Raw genomic sequence first — 19,393 nt, 5'->3', positions numbered from 1 at the left:
AGGAGTAGTCATTCGACGCCGGTGAGATGGGCGTACGCCACGACATTGCCCTTGTAGCCGGTCTTCTTCGAGAAGCCGCCCCCGCAGGTGATCACCCGCAGCTCCGGCCGGTCGGAGGGCCCGTAGACCTTGCGCTCGGGGAAGTCGGCGTTGTCGTAGACCTCAAGGGCGTCGACGGAGAAGACGGCGGTACGGCCGTCCGCGCGGGCCACTTCTATGCGCTGGCCCTTTCTGAGGGTGCCGAGCTTGTAGAAGACGGCGGGCCCCCGCGCGTTGTCGACATGGCCGGCGATGATCGCGGTGCCCTTGGCGCCCGGGGAGGGGCCGTCCTTGTACCAGCCCGCGACATTGCGGACTCCCTGAGGCGGTACGTGCAGACCGCCTTCGCGGTCCAGTCCCAGCCCCAGGAGCGGGGTGTCGACCTTGATCCCGGGGATGCGCAGGGCGACGGGGGCGGCGGACGACATCGGGGCGGCGGCCCGCGTGACGCGGTGCCCGGACCCGGAGCCGGACCTTGCGCCGGACCCCGAGCTGGGGCTGGAGGCGGACTCGGACCCGGACTCGGACCCGGAGTCGGAGCCGTCGAAGGCCTCGGAGGCGGCCGGCACGGGCGGGGTGACCTGCTTGGAGCCGTTTCCCATCAGCCAGACACCGATACAGATGGTTATGGCTATCGTCCAGCCCGAGCCGCCCCGGTGCCTGCCGCAGTAGTGGCCGTAGCCCTGCTGGTAGTTGTAGCCGTACTTGCTGTCGTAGTTGTAGTCGAAGTCGCAGTCGTCCTTGCAGCGGCGACGGCCGCCGCGGTAGAAGCTCATGAATCCAGTCCTTCGGTGAAAGGTTCCCCGGGTACGCGGGGAACCTGGATGGGGGTTCCCCGCCCGGGTCAGCCGTGGGCGTGACCGGGGCGGGGACACAAGGCGGGACCGGGGCCGTGGAGACCGGCCCGTCAGCGTTCCTGCGCGCCGCTCGCCCGGCGGCGCAGGTGCAGGGTCCCGCCGACGGCGGCGGCGGCCACGACGGCCGCCCCCACCGCGATCTGGGTGACGTCGGGGCCGACGCTGCCGCCGGTCCCCGATCTGATGTGGCCGCGCGGCTCACGGCCGTGCTCCACGAAGAATTCCCGGGTGACCACCCTGCCGTCCTCGCACCGCACACCGACGCGGTACGAACCGCGTCTGATCTCGTGCGGTACCCGGAACCGGCCGACCAGGACCTCCTGGTCCGTCGAGCGTTCGAGCCGGAACTCCCCGGCGCCGGCCGACCGCGCCTCACCCCTGCCGGTGCCCTCGCGGCAGACGTCGGTGCGGACGGAGACGAGGGAGCCGGGACGCGCGACCTTCGGGGAGAGTTCCAGACGGTCGCCGTCGTCGGCGGCTATGGCACCGGAGGCGGTGGTGACGGTGGTGGCGGCCGTGACGGTGGTGGCGGTGGCCGTGGCCGTCGTGGCGGTCGTGACGGTGGCCCTGGTGGTGGCGGTGGCGGTGGTCGCGGCGTACAGGGAGGTCGAACCTATCGAGGCGGCCGCCAGCGCGGTACCGGTCAGCAGTCGGGCGGTGGGGCGCATGAGGTGGTCCTCCGGGGCAGCGCGGTGGTCGTCACCTCTGAGATAAGGCGCCCGTCGGGGCGTACGCCTGCTGATGTCCGGTCAGATTCGCCGGGCGGGCCCGGCGCGGCCCGCGTGCCGGTCCACGTCTTCGCAGGTCAAGGCCGCTGACATGCCATCACTCCGATGAGTTGTCCGGCACGCGCCGAACGGGTGACCGGGACGCGTGCCGGCACCGCTCAGATCCGGTCCCACTCCACGCCCTCGTACAGCTCCGTCACCGTCTTCAGCAGCGCCGCGTCACCGGGGAAGACCGTCTCGTCGATGCCGGCCACCGGGGCGACTCCGTGCGAGTTGGTGAGGAAGGCGGCGCGGTACCGGGGGAGGTCCGCCAGGGTGACCCGGCGCCGGACCGAGGGGAGACCGGCGGCCAGGAGGCGGGGCTCCAGCAGGGCCATGGTGATGCCGGTGAGGACCGGGGCATCCGGCCAGACGAGGGAACCGCCGTCCCAGAAGGCGATGTTGGCGACGGCGCTCTCCGCCACCACTCCGTCGGGGCCGGTGAGCAGCGCGTCGTCGAAACCCGCGCGCTCGGCGAGCCGGCCGTAGTGGATCTGGGCGAAGCCCCCGAGATGCTTGATGTGCGGAACGGGGCGCTGGTACGGGACGGACATCAGGCTCTTCGCGCTGCCGTCCGGGGCCACCGGGGGCCGTACCGTCACCATCAGGGTCGTGCCGCCCCCGGTGCCGGCATCGATGCGGGGGCGGCTGCCTGCGGTGTTCGGGGTGTCAGCGGTGTCAGCGGTGCTTGCGGTGTCAGCGGTGCTTGCGATGTCTGCGGTGCCTGCGGCGTCAGCGGTGTTTGCGGTGTCTGCGGCGTCCGGCCCGGGGCGCCGGTGGACATAGACCCGGGCCGAGGCGTCACGTACCCCTTCGAGCGCGTGGCGGAGCGCCGCCCGTACGCGCTCACCGTCCAGGCCCGTGCCGAACAGTTCACGGGTCGCTCCGTCGAGCCGGGCGACATGGAGGTCCATCCCACGCGCCCGGCCGTCCCTGATCTGCATGGCGGTGAAGTGCCCGTAGGTGTCCAGCGCGCGCAGGCGCAGATCGGCCTCGGTGGCGGGCCGGCCGTCGACCTCGGTGAGCAGATGCGGTGTGGCAGTCGTCATGTTCCTCACCGTACGACGCCGTACCACCAGGGACGTCACGGCGCCGGAAGCCACGGTTCCATCCGGTTCCGATGGCGCGATGTGCGGTGTGCGGTGTGCGGTGTGCGGTGGTGCGTTGTGCGGTGGTGCGGTGGAGATGCCCGCGGTGCTGTACTACCGCCTGTTGAGCAGCTCATGTCCCGCGCGCCGTTCCCGCACCGCCCCACCCGTCCAGAAGGAGCCCGACCGTGCCCCCTGCCGAGTATCTGACCGTGCTGACGACGATCGACAGCGCTGCCAGGGCCGAGGAGATCGCCCGTGGAGTGATCGAGGCCCGGCTCGCCGCGTGCGCCCAGATCTCCGCGTCGGTCGCCTCCGTCTACCGCTGGAAGGGCGAGATCGAGACCGCCGAGGAGTGGCAGATCCTCTTCAAGACCACCGCTTCCCGTTACGACGCCCTGGAGGCCCATCTCAAGGACGTCCACGACTACGACACACCGGAGATCATCGCCACACCGGTGGTGCGCGGCAGCGCGGAGTATCTGGCCTGGATCGGCGAGGAGACCGTCGCGCCATGAGGGCGGTGACCGATACGGCGGGGGCCGAGGCCGAGGGTGAGCTGCCGTTCTTCGTGTACGGCACACTCCGGCCGGGCGAGCCCAACTACGACCTGTGTCTGCGGGGCCGCACGGCCCACGAGGAACCGGCGCGTCTGGAGGGCGCGCTGCTCTACGACGGCCCCGGTTATCCGTATGTGGTCGAGGCCTCCGGCACGGTCGTGGGCGCACTCATCACGGCGAAGCCGGGGCAGTACGGTGAACTGCTCGCCGTGCTCGACGAGTTGGAGGAGTACTTCGCGCCCGGCGACCCGGCCAACGTGTATGAACGGGTGGCCCTCGACGTCCTGTCGGCCGGGGGCACCACGGTCAGTGCCTGGGTGTACTTCGCGGCTCCTCGGGTGGCCCGTGAACTACGGGCGCGGGGGCGGCTGATCGCGGGCGGTGACTGGCTGGCCCATGCCAGTCCGTATCCACGTGCTCCGTACTCGCCCGCTCGCCAGGCCGGACCGGATCACCGTCGACCGCGTCAGACGGCTCCGGCGGTGTCGTCGGCGGCCGTGTCGGCATCGGCGTCGACGTCGGCAGCGGCGCCCGCGCCCGCGTGCGCCGTTCCACCTGGACCGCGGACACCTTGAACTCGGCATCCGCGGCGAACTCCGGCATCCGCGGCGGGCGTCAGCGGGCGTGGCCTGCTGCGAGTGCCTCGGTCACCCCTGTCTCGGTCGGGCCGAGGAACATGGGATCCGGCCGCAGCAGGGCATCGGCCGCCGCCTTGCCCGAGGCGAACATCTCCCGTATCCCGCCGTAGTACCAGGTCGCGTCCCGCCGCTCGCCGACCCCGACTCCGTACGACTCGACCCCCGCCGCGCGGCAGAGCGCCACCGCGCGCCGGACATGGAAGCCCTGTGTCACCAGCACCGCCCGGTCGACGCCGAATATCTTTCTGGCGCGCACGCAGGAGTCCCAGGTGTCGAACCCCGCGTAGTCGCTGACTATCCGGCCGTCCGGCACACCCCGTTCGACGAGATATGTCCGCATCGCGTCCGGCTCGTCGTACTCCTCCCGGCTGTTGTCCCCGGTGACCAGCACGACCTTCACCTTGCCCGTGCTGTACAGCTCCGCCGCCGCGTCGAGGCGGTGCGCGAGATACGGCGCCGGCCGGCCGGCCCGCAGCCCGGCTCCGAAGACCACGGCGACATCCCCGGCCGGGACATCGGCGACCGTACGGACACGGCTGTCCGCGACCGCGTGCATCCAGGTCACCGGCATCAGCGCCAGCACACACCCGAGCATGACCGTCTGCACGGCACGCCGCCGCCCGCGCCGGTCCCGGGGCCACCACGGCCGACGCGGCGGCCGAGTCAACCGCGCCGACGGCCAGGGCAGCCGCGCCGACCCCGGCACACGCGGCCTCGGCGCACGCGGGCGCGGTACACGCAGGCGTGGCAGCTTCGGCAGTGGCATGGTCCCCCCTGGCTGGATCGCGTTCTTCACTCTCCATCTATGACGATCGGCGACGCCGATCAGTTCGCGGCGGGTATGTCCGGCGTCCACGCCGCCAGCAGCAACGACTCGGCCGCCGCCGACACGTACACCGCCGCCGCCAGCCACGCCAGGGCGAAGCCCCTCGGGTCGGCGGGCAGCAGCCGCCCCAGGACATCGTGCCGCCGGTCCGCCGCCGCCTCCGCCAGGGACCGGACCAGCTCCGCGCCCGCGGTGAGGCCCACGGTCCTGAGCCGGCGCGGCAGTTCGCCGTCCGCCGACACGGCGGTCACCGCACGGCCTCCCGCGACCGCGCGGTCCACGGCCCCGCGCAGCAGATCCAGCTCGACCGGGAGCGCGGGCGGCGCGGGCACCGACACGGCGGGCGCCGCCGCCTCGGCCGTCGCCGGGACCGGTACGGCCGGTATGTCCGAGCGGTGGAGCCGCCGCAGCCCCAGATCCGCCCGTACCGACTCCCCGTCATGGCCCGTCCAGGACACGGCGAGCACATGCACACGGTCGGGCCGGTCCGGCACGACCCGGGCGATCAGCCGCAGCGCCAGTCCCGGGCGTCCGGCGAGCAGCCGGAGATTCTCGGCGTACGGCAGTTCGGGCCGCTCGTCCGGCGCCGCCAGCCGCAGCGTGGGACCGCCGGACACGGCAAAGCCCGCCTCGGTGCACATACCGTCGAGGAAGAGCAGATCGCCGCCCGCCGCGCGGGTGTCGGCCGGCTCGGACAGCCGGCCGAGCGCCGCCGCCAGCTGCCCGGCCGGTGGCCGCTCCCAGAGGGCGGCGAGCGGTGCCTCGTACCAACCCGCGCCGCCGGCCCGCACGGAACGGACCTGCCCGCCGCCACCGATCCTGCCGTCCGGTGAGACGGTCGGCGCCGTGAGGATCACCCCGCCGCCGTCGCCCAACTCCCGCAGCGCAAGGGCGCAACCGCCGGGCACCGGCGTACCCGACGCCTGGAGCGCACGCTCCGGTCCACCGGGAGCGACGTCCGAGACCGTACGGAGCGTCCCATCGGGGGCGAGGGCGTACACGGTGGCGCCCGCGTACCCGGAAGCCGTCACCACCGGTTCGGTGAAGAGCCCGTACAGCCGGAGTGGTCCCTCGGGCCGATAGCTTCTTCGCGCGGGGGAGAGGGCTTCGACCGGCCGGTGTACGAGATCCAGCAGCTCGGCCAGCTCCGTGGAGAGCGTGGACAGCCGGAACGCCGGATCGTCGGAACGGGCCTCGGCCAGCAGCCGCGCGATCCTGACGGCGGTGGCGGCGGGCCGGTGCAGCCCGGCCAGCCGCGCCGAGTGCGCGGCATGGAGCAGCTCGGCGCGGTGCACCGCGCCGGAACCGGCGATGCCCGCGACAAGAACGGCCGTCACGGCATCACGCAGGGCGTCGAGCGCGGTGGACCGGACCGGAGTGAGGGCGGCTTCACCGACGACCGGGGGCGGGCCGGCCCCGGCCCTCTCCCCGCTCTTCCCGTCACGCTCCCCGCTTCCCTGCCTCTCTTCCTCCTCCTTCTCCTCCTCTTTCACCTCCTCCGTCGCGAGGGGCGCGTCCATCGCGAGGGGCGCGCTCGACAGCACGGCCGCGCGGTGCAGACAGGCAGGGGCCAGCAGACAACTGCACACGGCGTGATCGCCGGCGGCCACGATCCCGGCCGTGACCCTCAGCGTCACCGCCGTGTCGTCCGCGACCCGCACCAGCACACCGTCCGGATGCGGTTCCACCGGCCATCCGGCGGCCTTCGCCACCGCCCCGTCCACGCGTTTGCGCAGCCGCGCGGGCAGCAGATCGAGAGCGGCGGCGGCCACCGCGGCGGTCACCGGCGGCAGTACCGCCGTGGCATCGGTCATCGGTGCGCACCTCCTACACGTTCGCCGACCCAACGGGCCAGCTCCAAGGGGCTCAGCGCCGCGACCGGCATCCCCGCCCCCACCAACTGGCCCGCCACGCCCGCCGAATAGCGCGGCCGTCCCTCGTCGTCCAGCGAGGCGCAGCCCAGGACATGGCAACCCGCGTCGACCAGCGCCCGTACCTCCGAGAGCAAGGGGGAGACCGGGCCGCCCTCCTCGAAGTCGCTGATCAGCACGACCAGCGTGCGGGACGGTACGGTCACCAGCCCACGGGCGTGGCGCAGTCCGCGCGCGATATTCGTACCGCCGCCCACCCGGACCTCCAGCAGCAGGCTCAGCGGGTCGTCCACCTGGTCGGTGAGATCCAGCACCTCGGTGGAGAACGCCACGAAGTGCGTACTCACCGCCGGGACACCGGCCAGCACGGAGGCGGTGAGCGCGGCCCAGATCGTCGAGGCCTCCATCGAACCCGACACATCCACCACCAGGACCAGCCGCCAGTCGGCCGACTTGCGGGCGCGCGTACGGAAGACGGGCCGCTCCGGCAGGACCGTCACCGCTCCCGTGTCCGGGTCCCGGCGGGCCGTCGCCAGATTCGCGCGCAGCGTACGGGCGAGATCCAGCGGGCCGCCGGGGCGTCGGGTGGGGCGGGGATGGGAGAGCCCGGTGAGCGCGGGCCGCATCCGGTTGGCGAGCGCCTCGGTCAGCTCGGCGACCAGCCGCGCCACCAGGGGCCGCAGCCGGGCGAGCTGCCGCTCCGGAAGACCGCCGGCGTACGACAGGACCGTACGCAGCAACTCCACGGACGGCCGTGCCGAGGCGGGGTCCAGCTCCAGGGCCGCGTCGATCCGGCCCGCGTCGGCGGCGGCCGCGAGGACCTCCTCGCGCACACCGGGCCCGAACAGCGCGGACAACTCCTCCGACCAGGCCCGGACATCGGGATACGACGGCCCGTCCCCGCTCCCGGAGCCGCCTTCGTGCCGCTCGTCGCCCCGCGAACCCTCACCGCGCCCGTATCCGTACAGCTCGTCCAGCGCCCCGGCCAGCCGGGCCGCCTGTCCGCTCAGCCCCCGGCCCCGCCCGAGCAGCAGCCGCCACCGCTCCCCGGGACCGAGCGCGAGGTCCCCCGAGCGCGCGGTGCCTGTACCGGTCTCGTCGGCCGTGGCGGTGGTGGTGACTGTGCCGCCGTCGGCCGCCGGGGTCCGAGCCGCTGCCGGTGCCGGCGTCGGTGTCGGTGCAGGACCAGGATCAGGGGCAGGACCAGGGGCAGGATCAGGTGGTGGTAGAGGTGCCGGTGGGGTTGTCGACGGCGTGTCACGCGTCGGTGCCAGTCCCCGTGCCGCCAGGGCCTCCCGGCCCGCCAGATCCGCCGAGGCCAGGAGGGCCAGGGCCGCCGGGTCCGACAGAGCGGCGGGCAGCGTGCCCGTGGCGAGTCCCGTGCGGTCCTCGACGGTCGCGAGCAGACGGGATCTGGCGGCGGGGGAGAGGGTGTCGAAGCCCGCGCGCAGAGCGGGCAGCCGGTCCAGGAAAGCGCGGTCGGGAAGCGCCTCGACCCGTTCCAGCAGCGGGTCCAGCGCGGCGCCGGTCTCCAGCAGCGGGCCCGCCGCGAGCAGCACGCCGCTCAGAAAACCGGCAAGGTCCGTGCGGAGCCCGGGTGTTGTCGCGCTGTCCACACGGGATGCCAGCCGGGTGCCGAACCCGGCCGCGTCCCGCTGCCCCAGCAGCACCCGGGCCGCGCCCGCCGCGCCCCGGATCAGCGCCGTCGCCTCCGCGTCCAGCCGGGCCAGCGCCGCGTCGAGCCGCAAGCCGCCGCCGAGCGCCGAGGAGGCCCGCTCCGCCAGGGAGACCAGCGCCCGCGCGTCCACCGGGTCCGTGGAGCCCGCGAGCCCGTCCAGCGCCCGGACCCCGGCCGCGGCCAGCTCCTCGTACGCCGAGTCGAGCGCGGCCCGCTCCCACTGCGGGGGCAGCCCCGGCAGATGTCCCGAGCCGATCCGGTCCAACAGCGCGAGAGCGGAGAGCAGTTCGGGCAGTGTGCCGGAGGCGGGCAGCAGTCCGGCGGTCTCCGCCAGCCGTTCCGCGGCGAGCGCGGGCAGCCCGCAGCGCGCCGACTCCTCCAGCCCCGCGAGGGCCTCGGCGGCCGTGGGGCCGCCCGCCCGGCGCTCCGCGGTCCACCGGCGACGCAGCACACCGGCCGCCGCCTGATCGAGCGTCACCCCGTGCACGCCCGCGACATCGAGCATCGCGGCCGTCGACGGTGACCAGGCCACGGCCCAGCGCGTGGTCAGCGCGGCGGCGTCGCCCACGCCCGCCACCTCGGTCTCCTCGCCGTACGGGACACGGCAGACCGCGAGCCTGCGCAGACACAGCTCACGGCGCCGGTCCAGCTCACCGCGGTGCGCGTCGAGGCGCAGCTCCCGGCGCCCGGGAGCGGCGGGAGTGGGCAGCGACAGCGTGCCGAGCAGCGACTCGACGGCCGGGCCGAGGCCCGAGCGTGGCGTCCCGGGTGCGAGCCGGCCCTGCCGGGCACCGACCAGGACCTTCTCCATCGCGGCGGCCACGACCCGGCCCCGCCCGAACAACTGCCCCTGGGTGAGCACGGTCTGCGCCGCCTCCGCCAGCTCCCCGCGCCCCGCCGCCGGGAGACCGCGCAGCGCGGCCAGGTCCCTGGCGACCCGTACCACCTCACGGGCGTCGGGCGGTCCGCTCGGGTGCCCGGCGTCCCGTATCCCGGCGCAGATCCGGACGGCGGTCGCCGTCAGCAGATCGTCCAGCAGCGCGGGATCGCCCGCGGCGCGATACACCCCCCGCTGCCACTCCGGGTCCTTGATCCCCGCCGGATACCCCGACCGCTCGTCCAGCAGCGCGTACGAGTACGGCACGAGCGAGGTCACAACACCCCGCCCGCCCCGGACACCACCGCCTGCCGCGCCGCCCGCCGCGCCACCTCTCGCCCCGGCGGCCCCGCCCGCCCCCGCACCGGTCGTGCCTTTGCCGCCCGGAGCCTCGGCCGTCCCGCTTGCCGCACCGGTCCCGCCCGTCCCGGCCGGCGCCCCGGTGCCCGCCGAGGCAGGCAGCAGGGCCGGTGCGTGGAACGCGCCGATCACCGCCGCCGTACGCCGGCCCTCGTGCTCGGCCAGCCTGCTCCGCATGTTCGCCTCGCGCCGCAGGTCGTACGGATCGACCGGGCCCGAATCGGCCCGCAGCGCCCAGCCGACCAGCAGCGCGGCCCGCCGCAGCGCCTCCGCGCCGGAACCGGGAGCCGCCGCCTCCACCAGCCGGTCCCACAGATCGTCCCCGGGACGTCCGCCGGCCCGCGCCCGCAGTGCGGCGGAGAGCGTCCCCCGCGCCACGACACGCGTCCCCCGCGCCGCGACGTCCCGCTCGCCCGCCGTCACCGGGTCGGGCCCCGGCTCCCGTGTCTCCTCCGGTGCCTCGTCCCTCGCCGCCAGCGGCAGATCGAACGGCACGACCTCCACCCCCGCGTCGCGCGCCCAGCGGATCGCGGCCAGCTCCGGCGAGAACTCCGCGAACGGCAGGAACACCAGCCCGCCCGAGCCATCGCCCCGGCTGCCCGCCAGGGCGACCGGTGGCACTGTCGCCGGGTCGGCGAGATACGGCAGCCAGGACGCGAACTCCTCCGGCAGCTCGACGAACAGCACCTCCGGCGCCGCCTCCGCCAGCATCGCCGGTACGGCCGCGGCCAGCGCCGGGGAGTGATGCCGTACCCCGATCAGATACGGCTCCCGGCACCCCGCGAGCCCTGCCAGCGCGCCCGGCACGCCCCCGTCGTCCGGCACGCCCCCGTCGCTCGGCACGCTCCCCTCGTCCGGCACGCCCTGTCGGTCGGTCCCGTCGGCCCGCTCAGCCCAGCTCATGGCGCAGCTCCCACAGCGTCCGCCACAGCGGAGCGCCCGCCTCCGCCCGGCGCCGCACCGGACCGTCCCAGTACCCCAGCAACCGCGCGTGGTCCGCCGGATCGTCCTTGCGCACCGTGCCCAGCAGATGGCCGGGCAGCGTACGGACGACATCCCGGCCGTCGCCGAGATACGCCGCGCCGAGCCCCATCGACGTGGCCACCTGGACCGCCTCCGCCGTCGACATCACTGTCGACGGGCGCTCGATCTCCCAGCCCTCCGCGCTCCGGCCCGTCCGCAGATCCCGGAACGCGGTGACCAGCGCTTCGAGCACGGTGTCGTCGACCGAGAACGCCGCCCCGCCGCGCACCAGCGCCGCCGTCGCCTGGCTACGCACGAGCGCCGTCTCCGCGTCGAGGTCGTCGATCGGCCCGACCGTCTCGAAGTTGAACCGCCGCTTCAGGGCGGCGGACATCTCGGAGACGCCCTTGTCCCTGAGGTTGGCGGTCGCGATCAGGGTGAAGCCGGGCACCGCGTGCACCGTGCCGTCGCCACCCTCCCCGCCCGCCAGCTCGGGCACCGACATCCGGCGCTCCGACAGGAGCGAGACCAGTGAGTCCTGCACCTCGGGCAGACAGCGGGTCACCTCCTCGATCCGGGCGACCGCGCCGCGCGTCATGGCGGTGAGGACCGGGGAGGGCACCAGGGCCTCCCGGCTCGGCCCCTTGGCGAGGAGCATCGCGTAGTTCCAGCCGTAGCGGAGCTGATCCTCCGTGGTGCCCGCGGTGCCCTGCACGGTGAGCGTGCTGGTGCCGCAGACCGCGGCCGACAGCAGCTCGGAGAGCATCGACTTGGCGGTGCCCGGCTCACCGACGAGCAGCAGCCCGCGCTCACCCGCCAGCGTCACCACACACCGCTCCACCAGGGCGCGGTCACCCACGAACTTCCGTGAGACCACGAGCTGTCCGCCGTCCGGCGCCCGGAGCGGCTCACCGTCCGTGCCGCAGACGAACAGCACCACCGCGCGGGGCGTCAGCCGCCAGCTCGGCGGCCTGGGGCCGTTGTCGTACGACTCCAGGAACGCCAGCTCAGCCGCGTAACGGTCCTCCGGCAGCTCGATCTGCCGCCCCGGCCCCGCCTGTGCCGAGTCCGCCGCCTCCCGCGCCAACGCGTCCGCGCCCGTTCCCATACCCGCCGCCCCTCTCCTCGTCGTCATCGCCTGCCTCCTCGGACGCCACGGCCCTGGAACTCCTCGAACCCCGGTACATCACCCTCGACGACCCGGCGCCACGCGGCTTCGAACAGCGCGGGCACCGGGCGGTCCGGCACCACGAAACCGGGCTGGTCCCAGGGCACCAGCGCCGTCTTCCAGTTCTCCGACGGCAGCCGGGGCGTCTGCTGCTCCAGCCAGCCGCCGGGCAGGAAGAGCGTCCGGCCCGCCCGCGCGCGCTTGGCCTCCACCACCAGATCGGTGGCGGCCAGTTCGGCCCGTGCCCTCTTCAGCCGGGCCGGCTTCCACTCCGTCCACGCGGCCTGCTGACGGTCGGTCGGATCGGGCAGCGCGAGCAGCATCAGATACAGCGCCGCCGCGTCCTCCGAGAGCCCGAACCGCTCCGCCGCCTCGCCCACCAGCTTCGGCACACTGCCCTGCGGGTTCTGCGGTGCTCCCGGCGGACCGTCCGCCGTGAGCAGTTCCATGAACTCCTCGCTCAGCAGCGCCCGCAGCGCGTCCAGCTGGGGAGCCGCGCCCGCCGTCGCCGCCAGCAGCCTCAGATCCGGATGGTCGGGACCTCCCTCACCTGGCGCGACCTCACCTGGCGCGACCTCACCTGGCGCGACCTCACCTGGCGCGGCCTCACCTGGTGCGGCACCGTCCGGTCCGGCCTCTCCTGTCCCCGGACCGCCGGCCGCCGGCAGCAGGGCCGCCGGCCGTACCCAGACCGAGTCCCCGTCCCGTCCGTACCGCGTCGGCGTCAGCACCAGCGCCGACGACAGCTCGGTGATCTCCTTCTCGTCGCCGCCGCGCTTGGGCGCCAGTCCGAAGGCCTCGCGCAGCCGCGGTGACACGGCGTCATACGCGGAGTCCCTGCTGACCTCCAGATCGAGCAGCAGACCGGGATCGGCCAGCCGCTCCCGCAGCTTCCGCGCCGTCGCGGGCAGGACGGCCCGCAGCGGGTCGCCGTACGGCAGCCGGTAGGCGAGCCAGCGCAGCGCGCCGACCGTGGCGCCGAGCCTGTCCCCCGTCAGCGCCAGACGCGGATCCGCCGTCTCCAGCTCACCGTCGGTCAGCCGCTGTTCGGTACGGCCCGTCAGCCAGGGCTGCCACTCGGGGTTGAGCGCGTCATCCACGGCGGTGCCGCCGCCCAGCTCGGCCACCATCGGACGGATCAGCGAGGCGGGGGTGGGCCGTCGCCTGCCGCGTACCGCCGTCCAGGCGCCCACCAGCGGCTCCGCCGCGAAGCCCGTGGTCCACAGATCCGCCACCCGCTCCGGCTCACCGGGCAGCAGCAGGGCGGTGAACGCCCGCCGCTCCTCGACGCTCAGCGCCATCAGTGTGGCCGCCCCCACCCGCGCCTCGGCCTTCTTCGCGCCCAGCGGCTCCAGATACTCCGCATACTCCGCGGACACCGTGTCGTGGGTGTGATAAGAGGTCAGTCCGGGGGAACCGAGCTGGAACAGGGCGCCCGCCACCGGGGTGATCCCGACCCGCTCGGCGAAGTCCACCGCCTGCCCGGGGCGGTACGGCAGCGGCCCCCGCGCCCGCACCAGCTCCAGCAGCCGCCGTACGGCCGGTGCCCGCAGCGGGTCGTCCGCCGCGCCCAGCACCTCGGACTCGACGACCACGCAGCCGTCCCAGCCGCCGAAGGCCCCGGCCGGGTCGTACTCGACGCAGTGCCAGTACGCCTCCTTCTCCTCGTACCGCAGCCGGCCGAGGATCAGCAGCCGCCGGTCCCCCGCGTGCCGTACCTCCCCGGCGCGCTTGTCCTCGTATTCGCCGGCGATCTTCAGCTCCACCGCCCGCAGCCGTCCGCGCGGATCGATCAGGAGCGCGTCACCACCGCTCTCCACCGTCAGCGCGGAGTCGAGGAACTCCACGAGGGCGGCCCGGTGTTCGCCGGGGACGGCGGGCGACACGGCGCGCACCGCGAGCGCCGCCATCCCGGCCCCGCACAGCGTCACCCAGCCCTCGCTGGGGTCCTTGAGGGCCACGCGGCCCGGGACCGCGTCCGGCGCCAGTACCTGGGGCAGCAGCCGGATCTGTTCGAGGATCGTCCTGCTGCCGGTGGTCAGCGGATGGTAGGAGTACCGGTATGTCGGCCGGGTGAACCCGTCGCACGCCTTCTTCAGGATCTCGTCCCGGGTGTGCTCGGCCACCGGCTCCCGCGGCCCCTCCGAGCCCTGCCGTCCGCGCGCGGCCCGCTCGGCGAGCGTGCTGATCCGCTTGGCGTGGCGGGCCGCCTCGGCCACCACCCCGGCCACGCCCGCCAGCAGCCCCGGGTGGGTGATCCCCGGCAGGATCCGGCGCACGGCCGTCGTCGCCTTCGTCCCCTCGGCGACCGCGGCCAGCAGTTCCCGGGCGTCCTTCCCGGTCACCGCGCGCAGCGCGGCGGAACCCCGCTCGTCCCGTGGCCGCAGCGCGTGCCAGTGGGCCAGCGGCGCCACGAGCGGGGTGCCCGCCGCGTACGCGCCACCCCGGTCGCCCTCCTCCACCTGGGCGAGCTGGATGCCCTCGGCGTCGTACAGCGCGACCGAGGCCGAGAAGCCACGTGTCTCACGCGGATGCAGCACCGCGCCGCCCGGCAGCCGCAGCGGCGGTACGGGAAGGCCGTCGCCGAGGTGTTCGAGGCGCGCGCCCGGCGGCACCGGAACGGCGGGGCTGCGGCTGCCGTCCACCGAACAGGCCGTGAGCGTCCGCTCCTCGGGGTCGTACGTCACCCACCAGCCGAGCAGCCCGTCCTTCGTGCCGAACGGCGAGGACTCCAGGCCCGGCCGTACGGGAAGCAGCCGGCAGGCCCGCTCCAGCAGCCGTACGCCGCCCCCGGCGAGCGCCGAATCGAAGAAGGCGGGCACCGAGACCCGGCCCCTGCGGGCCGACTCGGGGTCGTACTCCCACCACTGGTTCTCGTGCAGCACCCAGACGGAGATACCGTCGGAGGCCACCTGGCGGCGCTCCCCGGCGAACGACGTGTCCCCCGCGTACACCGGCCGGCCGCCGTAGCAGCGACCGCCGTCGGGCAGTTCGAGCGAGGGCACCTGGGAATCGGTCCAGTGGTCGTTCAGCTCGCCCGCGGGCTTGAACACCTCGCTCGGGCGGCCCGACCACAGGGCCCGCCGGTCGTCCCCGACACCGTTGGCGATCAGCCACTGGCCGCCGACATGGCGGACCGCGATCGTGTCCCAGGTCTGGACCGACTTCGCGGGCAGGGGCAGGGTGCGCTGGTCGACCACGTCCAGCGGCCCGACCGCCGCGACCTGGGTGCCGACCCGGACGAGCAGGGCCGGCCAGGCGTCCCTGACGCGGTACCACCTGTCGCTGTAGTTGCCGTAACGCTGTCCCGAACCCTTGGCGCTGACCTGTCCGAGTCCCGGGAGCGCCTCCTCCAGCGCGGGCCAGCCGAGCTCGTCCAGGATGCCCGCGCGCAGCGTCCTCGCCAGGGCGGGAGCGGGTGAGACCGCCGCGATCCGCGCGACCGCGTCGGGCGCCGTGGCCAGCACGGACGGCGAGGAGAACAGGGCCAGCCGCGTCAGCATGCCGTGCAACTCGGGCAGACCGAAGGGCCGCGCCAGATCATCGGCCCGGTCGCCCAGCCAGCCCACGAGCGCGGCGCGCAGCGCGGGATGAGCGACGATCCGGTGGAGCCGCTTCGTGGCACCGCCCTGCTCGGCGATCCGCTCCACACCGGTACGGATCAGCGGGGCGAACCGGGGGTCGGAGGCCAGCGCCACAAGATCCCGTCGCCCCTCCCGGCCGTCGTCGAGCCAGTCGGCCAGATCCAGACTCCAGGCGCCCTCCGGAGGACCGGCGACCGGCACGCCCCAGGCCAGACAGGCGTCCAGCAGATCCAGATCGGCCGTGACGCGCCTGCCGTGGCCGCCGAGCAGCCGTACGGGTGTGCCGTCGGCCACCAGCCGCTCGGCCAGCCGCTCGACCAGGGCCAAGTCGGCGGGAAGCCGCTTGGAGCCGCGCCAGCCGCGCTGCCGGTATCCGGCCCATGAGGACAGCCACTCGGCGGCCGGGGCCGTCCCGTCGATCAGCAGACCGACCGCCCCGCACTGATCCAGCAGAGCGAGCCAGGAGGCGTCGAACTCCTCATGACTGTCACCGCCCGTGGCCGGGAGCAGCGCCAGCAGCCGCTCCCGCACCGCGCCGTCCTCGGCCGCGACCGCCCGCAGCGCGGGCAGCGCCGACTTCCAGAAGCTCGCCGCCGCGCGGTTCATCGGGCCGGTGTGGATGATCTCCGCGAGCAGCGCCCGCTCCTCGGCCGCCGCGTCCAGCCCCGCGCCCTTCGCGAGGCGCCGCAGATCCTCCAGCATGCCCGCGTACGGGGCGAGTCCGGCCGCGCAACGCTCCAGCGACACCGCCTTGAACTGGCCGTACGCCTCCTCGGCCGACAGCCGGTCCGTCAGCCCCTTGGCGTGCTCACGCAGGGCCTTGCCGGACAGCGCGCCCGCCCCGGCGAACTCCAGGAAGACCTCCCGCAGCCGCTCCTCGTCCACCGCGAGCGCGTGCCGCTGCTCGGCCGCCCGCGCCTTGCCGAAGAACACGGCCGCCTGCTGACGGGACTCGACCGCCAGGAAGAGCCGCGCCACCTGTTCGTAGAAGGTGGGCAGGAAGTGCGGTACGGAACGGTCCAGCCGCTCGCCGATCTCGTCGAACCCCTCCTTCGCCAGGCCCGGTTTGGTGGCGACCTGCCGGGCGAGCCGCTCCATCTCCTTGACCACGGCGAGCGCGTGATGGCCGTTGGCCGGGTCGTGCACGAGTGCCCAGGCGGGGAAGCCGAGCGACTGCCGCTTGACCCGGCCGACCTCGGCGGCCTCGGCCGCGCCGAACCCCAGATACTCCAGGGCGAGATCCTCCGCCGCCCCGATCGCCGCGGGCACCAGCCGCACCACCGCGCGCTCGTCCAGCGCGGGATGTCCGTACGCGCGTGCCGTCAGCGCGTCGCCCTCGGCGCCGCCGAGCGGCAGCACCGCCCCGGCCTCCAGCAGGTCCTTCTCACGCGCCCGCCCGTCCTGTGCCTGCCCGTTGTCCGTCTTCGTGTCCCCTGCCTCCGTGTCCGGCAGAGTCCCGTCCGGCGTCCCGCCCGCCAGTCGCCCGTTCACAGCGCCCCCTCCTCGTCGTTCTCGACCACACGGCCCGCGTACACCAGCGCGGCCATCCGCTCGCCCTCCGACCAGGCGACCGGCCCCACTTCGGCGGGCGGCAGCCGCCGCCCGGCCGCGTCACGCCACTCCAGCGAACCGGTCAGCGTCTCCCCGTCCGGATAGTCGTCCCCCACCCAGTACGCCGCCTCCAGCGGCCGGCCGTCCTCCACCAGCGGGCACACCGCATAGCCGCCGCGCACCCGGTAACCGAGCGAGACCGCGCGGGTCGTGGCATGCCGGAGCTGTGCGAACTTCCCATGTGCGTAAGCACGCCAGTCCTGCGCGGCCGTGCCCTCGGGAGCGTCCTCGGCCGGCTCCGGCCGCCGCCACACCTCGCGGAAGAGCTGCTCGGCGCCCTGCTCCACGCCCAGCTCCGCGGCGAACTCCCGCAGCTCCGCCAGCTCTTCGAGCAGCACCGGATGCGGAATCAGGACCGTCCCCACCTCGGCCGGATCCAGCCGGACCGAATCACCGTCCAGATCGACGATCCCCAGCCCCCGCACCGGATCCGCGTCCCGCAGAAACCCGGCGCGCGCGGTGTCCGCCGAACCGTCCGCGGCCACCGGCGCCACCACCAGATCCCGCAGCACCGACCGCCAGGCCGGGTCCGGCCAGACCCTCGCCAGCAGCGCCACCGGGACCGGCAGCGAACGCACCAGCCAGATGTCCACCTGCTCCCGGCACTCCCGCTCATGCCGCTCCAGCCACTCGGCCAACTGCCGCAGCCGTACCACCTCGGCGTCGTCCTTGAGCTTCGACGGCACCTGTTTCAGCGTGCGGCCCGCGGCATTGCGGCACAGCACCCGAGTGCCGTCCAGCGCGACGGCATACCCGCCCGATGTTTCGATCCAGCCCATGGCAGGACCCCTCCCCGACCTTCCGGTTCCGAACGGGCATCACAGTAGGAGACCGGTCTGACAACGCCGTCGCGCGCTCCGTGAGCCTGTGGAAAACCTCCGCCTCGACCCCGCGACATGGCGGCCCCGGGACACCCACCCGCCGTTCCGCGGACCCCCGTACGCCACCCGTTCCGGTTACCTTCGGTGCATGACAGGCATTACGGGCACCACCCCGCCGCACTTCGCCCCGCCGACGGGTGACTACGACGACGCGGCCACCGAGCGCTGGGCCCCGGAGCCCGACAAGCGTCCGGGCCGCACCGCGTTCCAGCGCGACCGCGCACGCGTGCTGCACTCGGCCGCGCTGCGCCGTCTGGCGGGAAAGACCCAGGTGGTGACCCCCGGTTCGCGCAGCCAGGAGTGGGACGCCAGCCCCCGTACCCGTCTGACCCACTCCCTGGAGTGCGCCCAGGTGGGCCGCGAACTGGGCGCGGCGCTCGGCTGCGATCCCGATCTCGTCGAAGCGGCCTGTCTCGCGCATGACATGGGCCACCCGCCGTTCGGCCACAACGGCGAACAGGCGCTCAACGACTTCGCCTCGGACTGCGGCGGCTTCGAGGGCAATGCCCAGTCGCTCCGGCTGCTCACCCGTATCGAACCGAAACGGTTCGTCCGGTTCACGGAGACGTCCGAACCGGTCAGTGTCGGTCTCAATCTGACCCGCGCCACCCTGGACGCCGCTACCAAATACCCCTGGCCGCGCGGGGCCCACCCCACCCGGCCGGACTCGCTGAAGTTCGGGGTGTACGAGGACGACCTGCCCGTCTTCGCCTGGGCCCGCGAGGGCGCGCCGGCGGACCGTACCTGCTTCGAGGCGCAGGTCATGGACTGGTCGGACGATGTGGCGTACTCGGTCCATGACTTCGAGGACGGCCTGCACGCCGGCCATGTCGTGCCCGCCGCGCTCCGCTCCGGGGCCGAGCGGCGCGGGATCTGGGCGGTGGCGATCGGCCGCTATGTGCCACGGGACACCGATCCCGGTGAACTGTCCGACGCGCTCGACCGGCTCATGGCGCAGGAGTGGTGGCCGCGCGGTTACGACGGCTCCGCCGTGGCGCAGTCCCGCCTCAAGGACGCCACCAGTCAGCTCATCGGCCGGTTCTGTCTGGCCGCCGAGGCCGCCACCCGCGAGGCGTACGGTGCGGGACCGCTCACCCGGTACGCCGCCGAACTGGTCGTCCCGCACACCGCCCGGCTGGAGTGCGCGGTCCTCAAGGCCGTCGCCGACCGCTATGTCATGCGGCGCGCCGAACAGGAGGCGCTCCGCGCCGACCAGCGGATCGTGCTGGCGGAGCTGGCCGGGGCGCTCACGGCCCGCGCGCCGGAGGGGCTCGATCCGCAGTTCCGCGCGCTGTTCGACGCGGCCACCGACGACCGGGCGCGCAAGCGCGTCCTCGTCGACCAGATCGCCTCCTTCACCGACGCGGCGGCGCGCTCCCTGCACGCGGAGCTGACCGGCCGCGGCTGACGGGCGGGCCCCGGGCGCCCGTATCCCACGTGCCCCGCCCGCCTCAGCGAGCTTTCACGCGCGTCATATGCCGCCCCCGCGCATCATGAATGGGTGACGCTCGTGGATCAGCCGTGGATGAGCCGTGCACCGGCCCTGGAACAGCGACATGCGCCCCCTCATGCCTCACCGCTCCAGCTCCGCGCCTGTACGAAAGTAGCCGGATCACAGCAGTGAT

General features: G+C 74.2%; 11 protein-coding genes and 1 pseudogene. 3 read left to right on the top strand and 9 right to left on the bottom strand.

The window, feature by feature from the left end; all coding sequences use genetic code 11:
• Positions 1 to 8 precede the first annotated feature (8 nt).
• From ACWGDX_RS07000 to ACWGDX_RS06990, 3 genes are all read right to left on the bottom strand, one after another.
• Positions 9 to 641, bottom strand: a complete 633-nt coding sequence (locus ACWGDX_RS07000) for a class F sortase (protein ID WP_453623044.1) — start codon at positions 639 to 641, stop codon at positions 9 to 11.
• Positions 642 to 946: 305 nt separating this feature from the next.
• Complete coding sequence (locus tag ACWGDX_RS06995; RefSeq protein ID WP_453622986.1) at positions 947 to 1,564, bottom strand: hypothetical protein; 618 nt, start codon at positions 1,562 to 1,564, stop codon at positions 947 to 949.
• Positions 1,565 to 1,782: 218 nt separating this feature from the next.
• Positions 1,783 to 2,712, bottom strand: coding sequence for an aminotransferase class IV (locus tag ACWGDX_RS06990; RefSeq protein WP_453622984.1), 930 nt, complete (start codon positions 2,710 to 2,712; stop codon positions 1,783 to 1,785).
• Between the two features lie 227 nt (positions 2,713 to 2,939).
• Between ACWGDX_RS06990 and cutA the strand changes: the two genes are divergently transcribed.
• The gene (gene cutA, locus ACWGDX_RS06985) at positions 2,940 to 3,269 is read left to right on the top strand and encodes a divalent-cation tolerance protein CutA (protein ID WP_453622982.1); all 330 of its coding nucleotides are present in this window, start codon (positions 2,940 to 2,942) and stop codon (positions 3,267 to 3,269) included.
• Positions 3,266 to 3,706: pseudogene (locus ACWGDX_RS06980) on the top strand (gamma-glutamylcyclotransferase family protein); the annotation flags it as partial. The gene cutA and the pseudogene ACWGDX_RS06980, both read left to right, overlap by 4 nt.
• A 220-nt stretch (positions 3,707 to 3,926) precedes the next feature.
• On the opposite strand, the gene ACWGDX_RS06975 reads toward ACWGDX_RS06980, so the two are convergent.
• The 6 genes from ACWGDX_RS06975 to ACWGDX_RS06950 are packed head-to-tail and all read right to left on the bottom strand — an operon-like array spanning position 3,927 to position 17,666.
• Positions 3,927 to 4,715, bottom strand: coding sequence for a SanA/YdcF family protein (locus ACWGDX_RS06975; RefSeq protein WP_453622980.1), 789 nt, complete (start codon positions 4,713 to 4,715; stop codon positions 3,927 to 3,929).
• A 59-nt stretch (positions 4,716 to 4,774) separates the two neighbouring features.
• The gene (locus tag ACWGDX_RS06970) at positions 4,775 to 6,589 is read right to left on the bottom strand and encodes a hypothetical protein (RefSeq protein WP_453622978.1); all 1,815 of its coding nucleotides are present in this window, start codon (positions 6,587 to 6,589) and stop codon (positions 4,775 to 4,777) included.
• On the bottom strand, positions 6,586 to 10,464 hold the full coding sequence (locus tag ACWGDX_RS06965) for a DUF5682 family protein (protein WP_453622977.1): 3,879 nt from the start codon (positions 10,462 to 10,464) through the stop codon (positions 6,586 to 6,588). The genes ACWGDX_RS06970 and ACWGDX_RS06965 overlap by 4 nt, the downstream gene beginning before the upstream one ends.
• On the bottom strand, positions 10,451 to 11,632 hold the full coding sequence (locus ACWGDX_RS06960; RefSeq protein ID WP_453623042.1) for an ATP-binding protein: 1,182 nt from the start codon (positions 11,630 to 11,632) through the stop codon (positions 10,451 to 10,453). Before ACWGDX_RS06960 ends, ACWGDX_RS06965 begins: the two co-directional genes overlap by 14 nt.
• 23 nt (positions 11,633 to 11,655) lie before the next feature.
• The gene (locus tag ACWGDX_RS06955) at positions 11,656 to 16,767 is read right to left on the bottom strand and encodes a hypothetical protein (RefSeq protein ID WP_453622975.1); all 5,112 of its coding nucleotides are present in this window, start codon (positions 16,765 to 16,767) and stop codon (positions 11,656 to 11,658) included.
• Positions 16,764 to 17,666, bottom strand: coding sequence for a DUF4132 domain-containing protein (locus ACWGDX_RS06950; protein WP_453622973.1), 903 nt, complete (start codon positions 17,664 to 17,666; stop codon positions 16,764 to 16,766). Before ACWGDX_RS06950 ends, ACWGDX_RS06955 begins: the two co-directional genes overlap by 4 nt.
• A gap of 190 nt (positions 17,667 to 17,856) precedes the next feature.
• Here ACWGDX_RS06950 and ACWGDX_RS06945 point away from each other — a divergent pair, with 190 nt between their 5' ends.
• Entirely contained in the window at positions 17,857 to 19,176 is a 1,320-nt protein-coding gene (locus tag ACWGDX_RS06945) for a deoxyguanosinetriphosphate triphosphohydrolase (protein WP_453622971.1), read from the top strand.
• Positions 19,177 to 19,393: the final 217 nt, after the last annotated feature.

It is taken from the genome of Streptomyces sp. NPDC055025 (assembly GCF_053608565.1).
The sequence above is the reverse complement of the archived record's forward strand: the minus strand, read 5'-3'. Positions and strand labels throughout refer to the sequence as shown.